Raw genomic sequence first — 16,138 nt, forward strand, 5'->3', positions numbered from 1 at the left:
CTTAGGTGCCAGTTGTTCACTTTTCTTGCCGATGCGATTAGGTCCTGACCGGCGTCATGGCCGATCGGCGCGTCGCGCCCGCGACGGCGATCAGGATCATGGCGATGAGGGCGAAGCCCGATGTCTGGAGAATGCCGGCCGTCGTCCAGTTCAAGGCTTCCTTCAACTGCGCCAGCAGAAAGCCTGCAAAGGCGGCCGGGATGTAATAACTCGCGATGAACAGCCCGGACGTTTGCGCCGTCTTGGCGGGCCCCATCGAGCTGATGATGATCGCTGATAGATTCGAGTAGAGCAGGCTGAGCACGGCGATGCCGAAAGTGCCGGCGACCATCGCGTGCAGGATCAGCGACCGCTCCAGTTCGGTGAAGGCGAGCCCTCCCGACAGCGCCGTGAGCGGAAGCGCCACCATCAGTATCTTGTGGTAGCCGATGCGATCGCCGAGCCATCCGCCGAGCGGCGCCAGGAAGCCGCCGGCACCCATCGCGCCCATCACCAGCGCGGCCTGCTGCGGCGTAAATCCGAGGGCGCTGCGCAGATAGGTCGGATAAAGACCGCCGAACCCAAACACGGCGAGGCCGGAACAGACCGATGCCAGCCCCAGCGCGATCGTGGTCGCATTCCAGATCGTCTCGTTCGCATCTGACCCTGCGAGATTGCCGCGATCATTACTTGCCTGCTGTTCGTTGGCCCTGCTCTCGCTGAACCATGATTTGACGCATATCGCGACGACAGCCATCAGAACGAAGCCGACGAGACCGAACACGATGAACGGCATTTTCCAGTCAAACGCCTTCAACAGCGCGGCCGTCATGCCGGGACCGACGAACGCCCCGACGCCATAGGCGAACGACACCGCGCCCGTCATCAACGCGCGGCGCTCGTGAAAATAGCTGGCGCCGATTGCGATGATTGCCGTCACCTGCATGGCTTCGCCAAGACCCGACACGAAGCGATAGGCCAGAAGATCCGGCAGCCCCTTCGCGTAAGCCGTCAACAAGGTGGCCACCGAGAAAATGAACAAGCCCAGCAGCACAACCGCCTTGCGCGACATGAAGCTGAGCAGATAGCCGGTCGGAATGCCGGCGAGCCCCATGCCGAGCGTAAAGACCGTCGAGGCGAGGCCGACCTGCGGCAACGACAGGCTCATGGCTTCGCGCACCTCGATCACCAGCACCGCAAAGAGCTGACGATCGATCGAGTTCAACACGTAGGACACAAGCAGGACGAAGAACATCGCCATCGCGGCGTGGTGTTTCTGCAAGATCGCCTCCGTTTATTGGTTTTGGTTGTTTGGTTGGCTTTCAGGTCTTGCGATCGTCAGCGGGCGCGAACATTCATTTGGCGTTGGCGGTGGTCCGCTGCTGCGTGGCGCGCGTCTGGTCCAAATACCAGTCGAGAATTTCCGCACCCGTCCACATCACCACCTCCTGGTGCGACAGGATGTGGTCGTAGAGCATCTCCAGATACTTGATGCGATGCGGCACACCCGTGAGATAGGGGTGAATGGCGATCGCCATGATCCGCGGCGCCCTGGCGCCATCGAGGTACAGGCGGTCGAAATGGTCGCGGCCCCGCCGATAGATTTCGTCGGACGCCTGCTGCTGAACGGCGCTGATGACGACGTCGTTGATCTCGACCGTATACGGAACGGAGACGATGCTTCCGTTCCGCGTCTTCAGCGACAGCGGCTGCTCGTCCAGCACCCAGTCCGCCACGTATTCGATGCCGGCCTCGGCGAGCAGATCGAGTGTTTCGTCGGTCTCGGTCAGCCCCGGGCTTTCCCATCCGCGCGGCGGCGCGCCGGTGATTTTCTTGATCGCCTGGATCGTACCCGATATCGCCGCGGCCTGGTCGCTGGTAACGTGCATCGGCTGCTGCACGTAGCCGTGCCCCATGAATTCCCATCCGCTGCGATGCGCCGCCAGGCACGCTTCCTCATACTGCGTACACGCTGTGCCGTTGACGGCAAAGGTCGCCTTCAAATTGCGGGCGCCGAGAACGTCGAGAAAACGCGAGAAGCCGACGCGCATCCCGTATTCGTGCCACGCCCAGTTCGGAATGTCGGGCAACAACGGCTGCCCCATCGGCGGCGGCAGGACCGCGCGCGGCATTGCCTTGAGCGGGCTCCAGCTTTCGACATTCACGATCGTCCAGACGGCGACACGCGCCTTCCCTGGAAGCGTGAGCGGCGGACGAGAATCGATGAGGCTATAGGGGATGCGATTGAGGACGCTGTTGCCGACGTTTTGCATCGCGTCGATCTCCATTATCGTTTCTTATTGTTGCGCGATGCCGAGCTCGCGGATCAGGCTGGACAACCGGTCGTAGTCGTCTTTCCAGAGCCGCGCGAAGTCGGCCGGCGTACCCGGAGCCGCATCGATGTAGAGGTTCTTGGCCTGCTTTTCCGTTTCGGGATTGGCCATCGCGCGGTTCACCGCCGCGTTGATCCGATTGATCATCGCAGGCGGCGTGCCTTTCGGAGCAAAGAAGCCAAACCAGCCGAGCATCTCAAGACCAGGCACGGTTTCCGAGATGGTCGGCAAGTCCGGGGCCGCCGGATTGCGCGCGCGTCCGCTCATCGCAAGGCCGCGCAGGCGCCCATCGCTGATGTAGGACAGTCCGTTCGAAAAGCTGAGCGAGCCCGCTTCAATGCGTCCGGTCACCAGGTCGGGCGCGATCTGGACGCCGCCACGGTAGGGGATGTGCGTGTAGTCGAACCCGGCCTGCTTGCGCAACATTTCGAACATGAGATGCGGGAAGCTGCCGGTGCCGACCGTAGCCACCCGTATGGCTCCGGGATTAGCTTTCGAATAGGCGATAAGCTCTTGCAGCGAATTCACCTTGAAGTTCGGCGCCGCGAGGATCATCACGTAATTGGTGTAGGTGAGCGCCACCGGCTCCAGGGTCGTCCTGACGTCGAGCGGCCACTTGTTCATGACCGGCGTGATCGCCATGTTGCCGAGCTGGCCCATCGCGAGCGTATGACCGTCCGGCTCGGCGCTCGCCACTGCCTGCAAGCCGATCAGGCCGGAAGCGCCGGGGCGGTTGTCGATGACGATGGGCTGCCCGAGATCCTTGGCCATGTCATCGGCGAGTAGCCGCGCGATGATGTCCACGAGATCGCCGGCGGGAAACGGGATAATGACCTTGATGGGCCCCTTGTGCTGGGCTTGTGCGAACGCGCTGCTACCGGGCGCCCCCGCCAACACGAAGAGCGCGAGGCAAAGAAATCTCATTCCACGATGCAGCATCGTTGCTCCTCATCGCCCTTGGCTGATCACAAGTTTCGATGCGGTCCGGTGGGAAGTCAAAACAATCCGGTTTTAGATTTTTCAATATGTGAAATACGTGCATTGATTGCATCGGCGCGCTCTTGCGCGCGGAGCAGGCCTGATTTTTCTACAGACCGCTGAAAAGTGGGTCACGACAGGCAGGGCAATCCAGGCCGGCTGGATGTGTATCGCCAGTTCCGGCACCAGCTTTCCCAATATGTGAAATTTGTGCCAACATCGCGCCAGTGGTTTGCGGGAGCGCCGGGCAATGAGCAATGCAGCAACATCAGCACAGACGGTGCAGCGCGCGATCAGCCTTCTGCGATTGATCGCATCGAGCAATACGCGCGATTTGCGGCTGATCGATCTGGCGGAAGGAAGCGGATTGAACAAATCGACGGCCCATCGTCTCCTGCAATGCCTGCTGGAGGAACGCATGCTGACGCGCAACCGGAACAGCCGCGGCTACCGGCTTGGGCCGCTGCTCTACGAATTCGGGCTGGCCGCCCTGCCCGGCAAGAGCATCAAGGAGATCGCGCATCCGCACCTGTGCACCGTCGCCGAGATGACCGGCGACATGACCTTTCTGGTGGCGCGCAGCGGATATGAAACAGTTTGCCTCGATGCCATCGCCGGCCACTTTCACGTGCAGACGATGACCTCGGGAGTCGGCGATCGGCATCCGCTAGGTATCGGTGCCGGAGGCCAGGCGATCCTGGCCGCGCTCGGCGATTCCGAGATCGAACTGGTGTTCGAGGCCACACGGCATCAGCTAAGCAACTATAATCAATTCTCCCGGCAGTCGCTCCTGAACGATGTCGCGCGCTGTAGAAGGCGCGGCTATTCGCTGGATGAGAACATGGCCGCGGACGGCATCACCGCGATGGGAAAGGTCATCTGCCTTCCCGGCAATATTCCCTTCGCTGCTGTCTTCATCGCGACGCTTTCTTCGAGGATGCACCAGACGCGACGGTCCAAGCTGGCACGCCATTTGGAAACATGCGCGACGGCCATCGAACGCCACATGGTTTGACGGCTCAAATCGGGAACCGCGCGGGAACCTTTTGATTTCCCTGCCGTTGTGGCGGCATGGCCAGTTCCGCAGCAAAGCCGAAGCGATCAGCAAAGGACGCGAAAGCTTCGTCCGGCAAAAGCCCGCCCATTGTCGAGATCGACGCGGAAGGCGGCGATCCGATCGAGCCGCCACCGCCCGAACTGGTCGAGCCGAAACAGGAGATGACGCCGGAAGAAGCGGAAGAAGCGCGCCGGAGCTATCTGCTCTCCCGGTTCTGGACCAGTGCCCGCGGCTACTGGAGCAGAAGCGGCGATCGCCTGGCGTGGCCTTTCACGATCGGACTGTTGCTGCTGATCGTCGTCCATGTCGGTTTTCAATACGGCATCAATGTCTGGAATCGCGCGATTTTCGATGCCATCGAGAAGCGCGACTCGGCAACGGTGTTCTATCTCAGCGCCGTGTTCTTTCCGCTGGCGATCGGCAGCGTGGTGATCGGCGTCGCGCAGGTGTTCGCGCGGATGGGCATCCAGCGCCGCTGGCGCGCCTGGCTGACCAGCGCAGTGCTGACGCGCTGGCTCGCCAACGGCCGCTACTACCAGCTCAACCTCGTCGGCGGCGACCACAAGAATCCGGAATATCGCATCGCCGAGGATCTGCGCATCTCTACGGACTCGCCGGTGGACTTTGTCGCCGGCGTCACCTCGGCGCTGCTCTCGGCCGCCACCTTCATCGTGGTGCTCTGGACCATCGGCGGCGCGCTGACGGTGACGCTGGGCGGATCGACCGTCACCATTCCGGGCTTCCTCGTTATCGCCGCCATCCTTTATGCCGCGATCGCCTCCGGCGCGATCACGGTGATCGGACGGCGGTTCGTGCAGATATCGGAGGAGAAGAACCAGGCCGAGGCCGAATTCCGCTACACGCTGACACGCGTGCGCGAGAACGGCGAGAGCATCGCGCTGCTCGGCGGCGAACAGGAAGAGCGCGACGGCATCGACAGGAATTTCTCCAACGTGCTGCGGCAATGGGCGCGGCTGGCCGGCCAGCACATGCGCACCACGCTGGTGTCGCAGGGATCAAACCTGATCGCGCCGGTGGTGCCGCTCCTGCTGTGCGCGCCGAAATTCCTCGCTGGCGAAATGACGCTGGGCCAGGTGATGCAGGCGGCCTCCGCCTTTACCATCGTGCAGACCGCGTTCGGCTGGCTCGTCGACAATTATCCGCGCCTTGCCGACTGGAACGCCTGCGCGCGCCGCATCGCCTCGCTGATGATGTCGCTCGACGGGCTCGAGCGCGCAGAAAAAGGCGACGGCATCGGCCGCATCCAGCGCGGCGAGACCGAGGGCGAAGCCATGCTGGAGCTGAAGGATCTTTCGGTGACGCTCGACGACGGCACCGCCGTGGTCGGCGAGACCGAAGTTGTAATCGAACCTGGCGAGCGGCTGCTGGTGGCCGGCGAATCCGGCACCGGCAAGAGCACGCTGGTGCGCGCCCTCGCCGGCCTCTGGCCGTGGGGCGGCGGCGACGTCAACTTCCACCCCGACCGCCGCCTGTTCATGCTGCCGCAAAAGCCCTACGTGCCCTCCGGCACGCTGCGCCGCGCCGTCGCCTATCCCGGCGCCGCCGAGGATTGGACCATCGAAAGCATGGGCGAGGCTCTGCACAAGGTGGGCCTCGATCATCTCAAGGAGAAGCTCGAGGAAGACGCGCCGTGGGACCAGACGCTGTCCGGCGGCGAGAAGCAGCGGCTGGCCTTTGCGCGCCTTCTGCTGCACAACCCCGACATCGTCGTGCTGGACGAAGCGACCTCGGCGCTCGACGAGAAGAGCCAGGACAAGATGATGGACATGGTGACGAAGGAGCTGCCCAACGCCACCATCGTCAGCGTCGCGCATCGTGCGGAGCTGGAGGCCTTTCACAGCCGCAAGATCGTGCTGGAGCGGCGCAAGGGCGGTGCAAAGCTGGTCAGCGACGTCGACCTCATCCCGCGCAAGGGCAGGCGGCGATTGCTCGGGCGATTTCTGCGCGGGCGCAGGGCGGAGAAGAAGGCGGCCTAGTTCTGCGAACGAGGCTTTTGATGCCTATTGGCCAGCGCCGCGATCGCCCATCCGAAGATCGCGGCGGCGCCGATCCAGATCAGAAAATCGCTCCAGCGGCCGGCGATGCCGAGGGAGAGACCCGGCAGAAACATCGCTGATACAAGCAACCAGCGCAGGCCAGGCCGCGCGGGAGCGACGCCGCGCCGTTTCGGATCGGCCGCTGCAAGCAACGCGATGCAGCCGGCGCTGACAAGCGCGCCGCATAAACCGAGCCAGCCGAGCATTATCATTCGGCGGACTGCATGACGGGGCCGGCGGCGAAGGTGGCCGGCTCGCGATGGCGCAATGCCATGGCGGCGGACACCAGGCAGGCGATGCCGCAGAGTGCGACCAGCACGTCCATCGTCGGCACCGCGTTCTGCCCGGCCGAGAGCGCCGCGCGCCAGGTGGGGCCTCCGACCGCGGCGCGCAGCAACGGCAGCGCGATCAGCAAGATTCCGGTCGCGCCGAACAGCAGCGAGGGCAGCCGCTCGACCGACCGCATCAACAGTGCCGGGACCAGCGCGAGGGCTGCGGCGATGAGAAACGCTGCCGGAGTCCAGAACACGGTCGTCAGCGACGGCAGGCTGACGAAATAGGCGACGGCCGCCGCCGCCATCGCGAATGGAAGTCCGCCGCCGACCCAGGCCGTCATGCGGCCGAGCGCGCGCCAGCCGCGCTGGTCGAACCGCCGACGGATCCAGAGATTCAATCCGCTCCAGGCGACATAAGCGCTCGCAGCGCCGAGCGCGAACCACACCGCGCGCGACCACCAGCCGGCGAAATTGCCGAAGTGGACCGGACCGATCAGCGCGAGCAGCGACGCGCCCATGGAGGGCTTCAATCCGACAATCGGCCGCTCGCGGATCAATTCGCCGGTCGAGCCGTTGTAGATCAGGCGCATTGCGGTCAGTTCGCCGCTTCGCGGCGCCGGAAATACGGTGATGCGCGAATCGGTGCGGCCGCGGTTTTCCCACGCGGCACTCAGGAGCGGCGCACCGGCGCGCTTGCGCGCATCGGACAGCATGGCGTCGATATCGGCGATAGCCGCCGGTCGCGCATCGACCGTGTTCAGCCCATTGAGCGTCGTGACCATCGCGCGCACATCGCCCTTGAAGGCGATCTTCGCCAGCATCGGGAGCGCCACGGCGATGGCGAAGCTGAGATAGGCGCCGGTGAACGCGAGCACGAAGGCGTGCGGCAGGGTCCACGTTCCGGCAACGGAATGCAGATCGCGCAGGCCGACCACCCGATCGCGTCCGCGCAGCAGGAAAATGTCCCGGAATAAATGCCGGTGCATCAGGATGCCCGAGACCGCGGCCACCAGCATCGCCAGACCAAGGATGCCGGTGAGGATCAATCCCCAGGGATTGGGCACATGCAGCCGCACATGCAGGTCGACGTAAAAGCGCCCGAGCGCAGTATAGGGATCGCTGGCCGAGAGCTCGTTGCCAAAGCCTTCCTGGCGCGAGACGAGGCGGCCGTTCGGCCCGATCGTGTAAAGGATGCCCCGCTCGCGGCGGGCGCCGTTGACCATCTCATCCGCATGGAAGAACGCCAGCACATTGCCGGCAGGCGTCGCCCGCAAGGCAAGATCGTCGCGGAACTCCTTTGGCGTTTCCGCCTCGAGCCGCGCCAGCACGGCGCCGAGCGGCTGGCTCAGCGGATCGTTCATGCCGAGCAAACCGCCCGACCAGGCCTTGATCTCGTTCGAGAACACGGCTGCCGTGCCGGTGACGATCACCGCATAAAGCAAAAGCCCGAGCACGGCGCCGGCCCAGCCATGGACCGCAACCAGCGTCTTGGTTTCGCGCGCTTTCAGGTTGATCACGGCAACTCCGCGGCTCGAAGATCGTCTCAGCCGGCCAAAATACCTCTCAATGCGATCGCGTGAATGACGGCGAGGACCGTCATGACGATCGCGACGCGAGCAAGGCTCCGGTCCAGCAGGGCATAGAAGAAGATGATGCCCCAGATCGCCGGCATGAAGAACAACGGAAATGCGATGTGGTCAACTCCGCCGGTGCCCTTCGGCACCCAGAACGGCATGACGGCCATGATGAGCGCGGTGAGCGCGAGCGCGCACGGCCCGGCCAGCAGCGCCCGCAGCCACGGGCGAAGACGGCCGGGTTTTGTAGCGCTGGAGTTGACAGCCGCCACGTCGCCCGCCCGTCAGAAGTTGAACGTCGTCGACACGAGATAGGTGCGTGGCGCGCCGAGCGATACCGCGCTGCTGACCGTGCGATAGGAGTTGTAGTACGCCTCGTTGAAGACGTTCTCGACGGCGGCGCGGATCACGATCGGCTTGCCGTTCCACGGCGACGGGAAGGTATAGCGGGCGCCGAGATCGACGCGCGTCCACGCCGGCAACTCCAGCAGATTTGCGTCGTCGGCGTAGCTCTCGCTGGTATAGATAACTCTGCCCGTCAGCGTAAGACCGTCCACGAATGGCGTATCCCATTCGGCACCGATATTGGCGTTGACCGTCGACACGCCGACCGGCGTTTTGCCGTTGTAGTTGATGACGCCGAACCCGGGGTAGGTGTACGCTTGCGAAACCACCTCGCCATTGATGAAGGTCACACCGCCGAGCACGCGGAACCAGGGCGCCAGTTCACCGAACGTGTACAGTTCAATGCCGCGATTGCGCTGCTCGCCGGTAAGCCTTCGGGCGGGCAAGGCCTGCCCCAGCACCGGAACTGCCGTCGCGTTCGGGGCGGTGATATCGAAATAACTGCCCGTAAAGGTGATGCGGCCCATATCGATCTTGGCGCCGGCTTCCATTTGCTTGGTCTGAGCAGGCGGAAGGATCTCGCCAACGTTGGAATAGGTCGTCGTTCCGGCAACGATCTCGGGCAACTTGAGGCCCTCGATGTAGTTCGCGTAAAGCGAGACATTTTCCACGGGCTTGACGATGACCGCATAGCCTGGGCTCCAGACTGATCGGTCGATGTGCGTGAGGCTATTCGGAACGGTCGCGAAGTTCTGGCTATCCGCCCCCACGGACTGCCGCCTGGCGCCGACGATCAGTTGGAGCCTGTCGCCGAACATCGACATCGCATCGGCGATGCCGACGCTGCTCATATTCGTCTGGGTGTTCAGGTTCTGGACGATCTGGGTGAAGTTCGGCAGCGGAATCGGCAGCGGGTTGTACAGGTTGGAACTCACGGTCCCGCCTGACCTTCCGAACGAGATGTAATCGCGATCGAAGGTCGAGTAGTTCACGGTGAAGAGATGATGGACGGGACCGGTGTGTCCGGAGACGCGAAAGCCGATATCGCTCGCATAGTTCTCGTAGTTGTCGTATCCCTTCAAAGCCGGATTTGACCAGTTTCCGACGACCCCGCCAGCATTGGTGATGCGGGGCGACACATACTGGTAACTGACCTCGCTCCTGTGATAGCCGCCCGAGGCGTACATCGTGAGCCAGTCGGTCATGTCGACTTCGGCGCGGGCCATCACGAATGAGTCCCTTGGCTTCCAATAGGCCCAGTCCGGCATGTAATTGGTGCCGGGGCGCGGCACAGGTGGCACCTGGATGGCCTGCGCAGGGGGAAAGGGCGGGCTGGTCGTGAACGTCAGGAACCGCTGCGGCGGGTTGAGGTTTTCGGCCTGATAGCCCATGTCCACGGAGACGCGTGCGCGCTCGCCGCGATAGTCCATGTTCAGCACGGCATCGCCGAACTCATCGGTCTGCCGGTCAATCGGGGTTTGCCCGCCGCGTCCTCCGCCGTTGAAGCGGATGCCGAATTCCTTGTGCTCGCCGTAGCGGCGCGCCACGTCGACAAACGCTCCGAACTGGGACTTGGATATGTAGACACCGGTCAACTGCGTGATGTCGTAGTCGGGCGCCCGCTTCGTCACCAGATTGATGCTGCCTCCGATGGCACCGGCGGGTGGCATGCCGCCGAGCATGACGCCCGGCCCCTTCAGAAGCTCGACACGTTCGAGATAGTTCGCCTGCGTCGAATAGGCCGGCGCCATGCCGTAGAGGCCGTTCATGGCGTAGTCGCCGCTGTCGTAATAGAAGCCTCTGATGTAAAGGCCGTCGACGCCGTTGCCGGAGGGCGTCTTGCTGCGAACCGAGGGATCGTTGGCCAGGACATCCGCGACCGTGCGCGCCTGCTGGTCCTGCATCAGCTTCGCGGTGTAGCTGACCTGGTTGAACGGCGTGTTCATGACGCCGCGATTGCCGAGAAATCCGAGCTGGGCGCCCGTCGCAACCTGCCCTCCCGCATAAGGTACCGGCGGCGCGCCGAGCGCACCGGTCGACGGCGCCACATAAGGGACCGGCTCGACCTGACGAAGCGCCGGCGAAGCGACGCGGCGTTGCGCGGTAGCGCGCTGGGCTCGTTGAGTTGCGGGCCGCGCTCTCGGCGCGGTGGGCTTGGGCGCGTCGACATTGACAGGCGGCAAGGCGCTTTGCGCGAGTACCTGGTCAACACGGCCCTGAGGATCCAGCATGAGTGCAAGATAGCTCACCGCTCCCAACGATACCGTACGCAGAAAACTCCTGCCCGAAAACATAAACGCCATTTCATCAGCCCTACTTATTTCAGCCAGTCGGGGCTTATCATGGCGATGATCGCGATCATCTCTTCAGCAATTAGAACCACTCGAAACGAACGACTCTCGAATCATGTGTTGCGCCTCTGCTACTAAATGAAATCAATCGTGCGTCGCAGAGACGTACGACCAACGTTCGACAAGCACTCGGACTCAACGAGCGATCAACTGTCGCGAGCAATCTGCAATCAACGAGATGCAGTCTTAGAATTAGAAAGATTAAAAAGAGAGTCGTTGGTGTCCTCGGCAAAACGGGCTATGCCTGTGCCGCTTTCCAGGGGAACCTTGCTTGAAGCCTGACAACGATCCTTCGCCGCCGGCATTCGGCGCGTTCGCTCCCAACGCCGCGCAGGCCGCGATCATTTCGCTGGCCCGGCGCACGGGCTTGAAGCGCGGCGCGTTCCGTCCATGGATGTCGCGGCTGATCGACCTGCTGCGATCAGGCCCACTCGACGTGCAGTATCAGGGCGCCTCGTTCCGCTTCTATCATCAGGCCAGCGCCACCGAGCGCGGCGCGCTGCTCAATCCCGACTACAACATCGAGGAGCTGGATTTCTTGCGTAAGCACACGCCCGGCGGCGGCGTGTTCGTCGATGTCGGCGCCAATGTCGGCACCTATGCCATGCCGCTGGCGCGCCATGTCGGCGAACGCGGCACCGTGATCGCGATCGAGCCGCATCCGGTCACCCATGCGCGGCTGGCGTTCAACAACACCGCCTCGCGCTTTTCGCAAGCGAAGCTGGTGGCGGCGGCGGTCGGCGAGTCCGACGGCGAACTGATGATCGAGACCGACGGCGACAATCTCGGCGCCAGCCACATCGTGACCGGCGAAGCTTCCGGCAAGGCGATCAGGGTGCCCTCGCTGCGCCTCCAGCGCATCCTCGAACAGGCCGGCGTGACGCATGTCGATGCGCTGAAGATCGACATCGAGGGCTATGAGGACCGCGCACTGATTCCCTTCTTCAAGGAGGCGCCGCAAACACTGTGGCCCCGCGCGGTCGTGATCGAGCATCTGTCGAAGGATGAATGGCTCGCCGACTGCATCGCCGACATGCTGGCGCGGGGCTATGCGCAGGCGGGGCGGACCCGCAGCAACACCTTGCTGGTGCGCGGCTAAAAATCTTCATGTTGGCGGGTTAGGGATGGGCGGCCATCCCGAAGCGCAGGAGATTTTGATGATCGACCACATCGGTTTCCCGGTTTCCGATTACGAGCGCGCCAAGTCGTTTTACCTGAAGGCGCTGGCGCCGCTCGGCTACAGCCTGATCATGGAAGTGAAGCAGGAAGAGAACGACAACGCGCTCGCCTGCGGCTTTGGCGCCGGCGGCAAGCCGGATTTCTGGATCGGCGGCGAAGGCGGATTGAACAAGCCGCTGCATGTCGCGATCGCGGCCAGCGATCGCGCGGCCGTCGATGCGTTCTATGCGGCGGCGATCGCCGCGGGCGGCCGCGACAATGGCGCGCCCGGCATCCGCGCGCATTATCACCCGAACTATTACGGCGCCTTCGTGTTCGACCCGGACGGGCACAATGTCGAAGCGGTCTGTCACGCGCCCGGATAATCCGTTTGCCGTTCTCCGGCAGGGAACTTTGTCGGGGCGGTTTCGTTAAGCGGGATGCCTATCGAGCCGCCGGAAGTTCCACCCGCCACGCCCGGTCAGCCGACCGAGCCGCCGCCGGGGATCCCGCCCGGCAATCCGAATCCAGAAATTGCTCCACCGGTGCGCGAGCCCGGCGCGCCGCCGCGGCCGGATGAACTGCCCGGCAAATTTCCCGACGAGATTCCGGGGCGCGGTCCGGGCCGGCCGCCTGCGCCCAATCCCGCAACGAATGCGCATGAGCGCGCGTCGCCCGCAACGGCACGCCGCAGGGGACAAGATGGAACCGAAGGGAACTTCGATTTGAAACTGCCGCCTGAATGCGCCATGAACGGGGGGCTCATGTAACCCGTTGTGCTGCTAAAATAAAAAGCCACCTGCGTTTTCCAGACGCCACAATCCGGCCTAACGGCTGACTGTTCATCGTCCGGCCGAGACGTTCGGCAGACAAGAACCTTCCTCGCGAACCTTCCCGGGATTCATCATGACAAACCTTCGTCTCGTGCTGCTTGCCACGACCGCCCTCACGGCCATGCAATTCACAAGCGTGCCGTCGCGCGCACAGACCGCGCCGATCGTGCTGGCGCAAGCACAGACAGCGCCGGAGCAAGACAAGTCGAAGCAGCCGCCGGCCAAGGGCGCTCCGCCCGCTGCCGCGCCCGCACGTCCAGGACCGCCGCCCGCAGCCGCGCCGCCACCGGCAGCAGCTCCACGCCCGCAGGCGCCGCCGCCTGCCGCAGCACCTCCTCCGGCGCGTCCGCAAGCGCCGCCGCCCGCAGCAGCGCCGCCTCCTCCGGCAAGACCCACCGCGCCTCCGCCGCCACCCGCGGCTGCGCCAAAGGCTCCGCCACCACCGCCCCCGGCGGCTGCGCCTGCACGCCCGACCACGCCCGCTCCGTCGCCCGCGCCGCGAACGGCACCGGCAACCACGCCGCCTCCGGCAGCCGCTCCGCAAGCGCCAGCCCCCGGCCGCACGCCGCTTCCGCCGCCTCCGGCGGCGACGCAGACACCTGCCGCGCCGCCGGCGGCAGCACCGCCGGCAGGTCAAAAGGCTCCGCCTCCCGGTGCCGGTAGGCCGACGCCGGGCGCTGCCCCCGCAACACCCACGCCGGCACCGCAAGCCACGCCGACCACACCGCCGCCTCCGGCGGCAGGCGGCGCAACCACCCCGCCACCGGGCCGTACGCCGGGCGCACCACCACCGGCACCAGGCGCTGCCACGCCGGGCGCGGCGACACCGGCACCCGGTGTTGCGCCTGCGGCTCCGGCCGCGACGCCAACTCCGGGCCAGGGTGCCCAGACGGCACCGCCCGGCGCCGCGCCGCAGCTCGTGCGCCGTCCGCCGCCGCAGGTCACTGCCCCGCTACCCGCCGCTCCGCCACCGGCGGCCGCCGACCTCAGGCCGATCGCGCCGGGCGCGGCTTCGCAGCAGCCGACCAGGATCGATGCCTTCCGCGGCCAGCGCCGCGAGGAGCAGCAGGGCGGCCGCACCGTCATCACCGAGCCGGGCCGCGTCATCATCCGCGATCCCAGCGGGCAGTCCTTCGTCCGCCACAACGAGGTGGACCGCTTCCGCTACGGCGCGCGTGATATTCGCACGCAAACGGTGGGCGGCGAGAACCGCACCATCGTGGTCCGTCCCGACGGCACGCAGATCATCACGGTCACCGGCCGCGACGGCGGATTGCTGCGCCGAATCAGGCGCGACGACCGCGGCCGCGAAGTCATCATCATCGACAACAGCTTCCGCGATCGCCGTTCGATCGGCGGCTTCTATGTCGACCTGCCGCCGCCGGTCCTGCGGATTCCGCGCGACCGCTACATCGTCGCGGCGGCGACCGCTGCGCCGGCGCTGATCTACGAAACCATGATGGCGCCGCCGGTGGAGCGGATCGAGCGGCGCTATTCGCTGGACGAGATCCGCTACAGCGCGAGTGTGCGTCAGCGCATGCCCAGCATCGATCTCGACACCATCAACTTCGAAACGGGTTCGTGGGAGATTCCGCCCGATCAGGCGGCCAAGCTCCAGGCGATCGCCGACGGACTCAACCAGGCGATCCAGGCCAATCCGCGCGCGGTATTCCTGATCGAAGGCCACACCGACGCGACCGGCAACGACGTCGACAATCTGTCGCTGTCGGATCGCCGGGCCGAGTCGGCCGCGACCCTGCTGACCCAGCAGTTCAACGTGCCGCCGGAGAACCTGACCTCGCAGGGCTATGGCGAACAGTATCTGAAGGAGCAGACGGACGGACCGAGCGAGATCAACCGGCGCGTCACCATCCGCAACATCACCCCGCTGCTCAACGGCGGCCAGGCCTCGCTGCCGCCCCCACCGCCCGGCACCGCGCCGCCGCGCTGAGCGGAACGACGAAAATGAAAATGGCCGGGAGCGATCCCGGCCATTTTTGTTGGGTTCGGTAACGGTCCCATCGAGTCCGAAACCAAAATTGCGAAAACAACCCCATGCACAGTAAAGGCAAAGGTAATTTAGTACCTTGACCGCTGTGCCGGAGAAGGGTTGTGTTTGCCGTCATGGCGTGGGCTCGGCCCGGCCATCCACGTCTTCCTTGCGGCAATACGGTCAAGACGTGGATGCCCGGGACAAGCCCGGGCATGACGAAAATCAATAGTCACCGCCCCATTTGCTTCGGATCGTAGAAGAAGCGTTCCTCGACCACCTCTTCGCCGCGCCAGGTCTGTAGCGCCATCTCCTCCATCGCCCATTTGCTGCCGTCCTTGCGGGTGAATTCGAACCGCCAGCAGATCGCCGAATGGTCGCCGTCGAGAAACAATGGCGCCAGCCGCGTGGTCTCGACGCCCGCCATCGACGCCAGCACGCGGCGTTCCTTTTCCGCCAGCGCGTCACGGCCTGCGAGCGGCGGATTGTTGTTTTCCCGGGTCTGCGCGTCCGGCGCATAGAACTTTTCGATCGCGCCGACATGATCGTTGGATTCGATCGCCGCGGCGAACGCCTGCAATGTCGCAAGAGAGGGCATCGCAATCTCCTTTACTCGATATCGATGTTTACCGACCGATCTTCGGAAAGTCACCGCCACGCCGTCCGTCATCTGCTTGATGCATTAAGCGTGAAATGAAGCTAAGAGATTGCAGATTGCCGTCGCAATCCGAGGAAAAGCCGATGGCCATTTCGTCCGACGAAGTGCGCAGCCTGTTCCGGGGGCTCGAGCGCGGCGATGGCGAGGCGTTCTTCGCCCATGTCGCCGACGACGTCGACTGGATCGTGGAAGGCACGCATCCGCTGGCCGGGCACTACCGCAGCAAGACGGAATTCATCGGACATACGTTTGCGAAGCTGCACAAGGTCTTGCCTGGCGGCGCGCAGCTCCGCGTCACGAACGTGCTCACCAGCGGCGACTGGGCGGTGGTCGAACTGCAATCGATGGCGACTGGGAAGAACGGCCTGCGCTTCGACAACCGCTATTGCTGGGTGGTTCGGTTTGATGGCGGCAAGATCGTCGAGGTGCGCGCGTATCTGGATTCCGCGATGGTACAGCGGTTGTTCGATGAGAATCCGATTTAACGTCGTCCCTGCGAAAGCAGGGACCCATAACCACCGAAGCCGATGAATAGCAAAGATGGCCAGCC

At 64.3% G+C, this 16,138-nt stretch carries 14 protein-coding genes and 1 pseudogene; 7 read left to right on the plus strand and 8 right to left on the minus strand.

All coding sequences use genetic code 11. The features are described 5' to 3' along the window. Positions 1-37 precede the first annotated feature (37 nt). The 3 genes from JQ628_RS17055 to JQ628_RS17065 form a co-directional block, all read right to left on the minus strand. Positions 38-1,261, minus strand: coding sequence for an MFS transporter (locus JQ628_RS17055; protein ID WP_212223942.1), 1,224 nt, complete (start codon positions 1,259-1,261; stop codon positions 38-40). A gap of 73 nt (positions 1,262-1,334) precedes the next feature. Continuing rightward, positions 1,335-2,252 carry a polysaccharide deacetylase family protein gene (locus tag JQ628_RS17060; RefSeq protein WP_212223943.1) on the minus strand — a complete coding sequence of 306 codons (918 nt, stop codon included), beginning with the start codon at positions 2,250-2,252 and terminating at the stop codon, positions 1,335-1,337. Positions 2,253-2,276: 24 nt separating this feature from the next. Next, on the minus strand, positions 2,277-3,251 hold the full coding sequence (locus tag JQ628_RS17065; protein WP_212223945.1) for a Bug family tripartite tricarboxylate transporter substrate binding protein: 975 nt from the start codon (positions 3,249-3,251) through the stop codon (positions 2,277-2,279). Between the two features lie 289 nt (positions 3,252-3,540). Here JQ628_RS17065 and JQ628_RS17070 point away from each other — a divergent pair, with 289 nt between their 5' ends. Further along, positions 3,541-4,305 carry an IclR family transcriptional regulator gene (locus JQ628_RS17070; RefSeq protein ID WP_212223947.1) on the plus strand — a complete coding sequence of 255 codons (765 nt, stop codon included), beginning with the start codon at positions 3,541-3,543 and terminating at the stop codon, positions 4,303-4,305. Positions 4,306-4,361: 56 nt separating this feature from the next. After that, complete coding sequence (locus JQ628_RS17075) at positions 4,362-6,344, plus strand: ABC transporter ATP-binding protein/permease (protein WP_212223949.1); 1,983 nt, start codon at positions 4,362-4,364, stop codon at positions 6,342-6,344. On the opposite strand, the gene JQ628_RS17080 is transcribed toward JQ628_RS17075, so the two are convergent. Genes JQ628_RS17080 through JQ628_RS17095 form a run of 4 tightly spaced genes read right to left on the minus strand, consistent with a single transcriptional unit; the run spans position 6,341 to position 10,829 of the window. After that, on the minus strand, positions 6,341-6,616 hold the full coding sequence (locus tag JQ628_RS17080; protein WP_212223951.1) for a hypothetical protein: 276 nt from the start codon (positions 6,614-6,616) through the stop codon (positions 6,341-6,343). The genes JQ628_RS17075 and JQ628_RS17080 overlap by 4 nt on opposite strands. Continuing rightward, a complete protein-coding gene (locus tag JQ628_RS17085) occupies positions 6,613-8,196 on the minus strand; it encodes a PepSY-associated TM helix domain-containing protein (protein WP_212223953.1) in 1,584 nt (527 codons plus the stop codon). Before JQ628_RS17085 ends, JQ628_RS17080 begins: the two co-directional genes overlap by 4 nt. A 26-nt stretch (positions 8,197-8,222) precedes the next feature. Further along, a complete protein-coding gene (locus JQ628_RS17090; protein ID WP_212223955.1) occupies positions 8,223-8,525 on the minus strand; it encodes a hypothetical protein in 303 nt (100 codons plus the stop codon). A gap of 12 nt (positions 8,526-8,537) precedes the next feature. After that, positions 8,538-10,829 carry a TonB-dependent receptor gene (locus JQ628_RS17095; protein WP_249128016.1) on the minus strand — a complete coding sequence of 764 codons (2,292 nt, stop codon included), beginning with the start codon at positions 10,827-10,829 and terminating at the stop codon, positions 8,538-8,540. Between the two features lie 391 nt (positions 10,830-11,220). Between JQ628_RS17095 and JQ628_RS17100 the strand changes: the two genes are divergently transcribed. From JQ628_RS17100 to JQ628_RS17110, 4 genes and pseudogenes are all read left to right on the plus strand, one after another. Then, the gene (locus JQ628_RS17100) at positions 11,221-12,048 is read left to right on the plus strand and encodes an FkbM family methyltransferase (RefSeq protein WP_212223957.1); all 828 of its coding nucleotides are present in this window, start codon (positions 11,221-11,223) and stop codon (positions 12,046-12,048) included. Positions 12,049-12,106: 58 nt separating this feature from the next. Next, complete coding sequence (locus JQ628_RS17105; protein WP_212223958.1) at positions 12,107-12,493, plus strand: VOC family protein; 387 nt, start codon at positions 12,107-12,109, stop codon at positions 12,491-12,493. 54 nt (positions 12,494-12,547) lie between these two features. Next, positions 12,548-12,766: pseudogene (locus tag JQ628_RS34525) on the plus strand (hypothetical protein); the annotation flags it as partial. Between the two features lie 247 nt (positions 12,767-13,013). Further along, a complete protein-coding gene (locus tag JQ628_RS17110) occupies positions 13,014-14,891 on the plus strand; it encodes an OmpA family protein (RefSeq protein ID WP_212223959.1) in 1,878 nt (625 codons plus the stop codon). A gap of 271 nt (positions 14,892-15,162) precedes the next feature. Here the strand turns inward: JQ628_RS17110 and JQ628_RS17115 are convergent, their stop codons facing one another. Further along, entirely contained in the window at positions 15,163-15,528 is a 366-nt protein-coding gene (locus JQ628_RS17115) for a nuclear transport factor 2 family protein (RefSeq protein ID WP_212223960.1), read from the minus strand. 143 nt (positions 15,529-15,671) lie between these two features. On the opposite strand from JQ628_RS17115, the gene JQ628_RS17120 reads away from it, so the two are divergent. Next, positions 15,672-16,073, plus strand: coding sequence for a nuclear transport factor 2 family protein (locus JQ628_RS17120; protein WP_249128018.1), 402 nt, complete (start codon positions 15,672-15,674; stop codon positions 16,071-16,073). Positions 16,074-16,138 lie beyond the last annotated feature (65 nt).

The organism is Bradyrhizobium lablabi, assembly GCF_018129385.1.
GTDB classification, from domain to species: Bacteria; Pseudomonadota; Alphaproteobacteria; order Rhizobiales; family Xanthobacteraceae; genus Bradyrhizobium; species Bradyrhizobium lablabi_C.